Raw genomic sequence first — 416 nt, forward strand, 5'->3', positions numbered from 1 at the left:
CTTGAGCGCAGGTGTTCCCAAGCCAGTTGATGAAATTCCCCCAGTGCGTTCCATAGGGCATCTTCGCTCATAATGCTGTATTCGCCCTGTGTACGCAAATCAACATCTGCCCCTTCTTCAATGGCTTGATGGCATGCTTGGTATTCGTTGGTATAGAATTCATCCATGTCCTGCATAAGGCTTGCAGCATGTTTCCAGCGGGCGATATCTGCTTCCAGTTGCGGCAGTAATTCGCACCATTCGCGGTATTTGCTTTGAATTTCGTCAATACGTTTTTGCATGATTTTCCTTTCGTTGTTTGAAATTAGAGTATGGTTGTCTTGGTGCAATATTATTCTTAATTTGAAACAGCTATGCAAGATGGAACAATATTCCATCGATTGAATTTTATTTACAACATCTATTCTTCAAGGAGA

Annotated in this window: 1 protein-coding gene; it reads right to left on the minus strand. The window is 42.1% G+C overall.

Annotated features, from left to right (window positions below):
- The coding region (locus ACTHUM_RS20135) for a DUF4298 domain-containing protein (protein ID WP_440404021.1) at positions 1-281 on the minus strand (281 nt) is incomplete at its 3' end.
- Positions 282-416: the final 135 nt, after the last annotated feature.

Source organism: Neisseria sp. P0021.S006, from assembly GCF_051956895.1.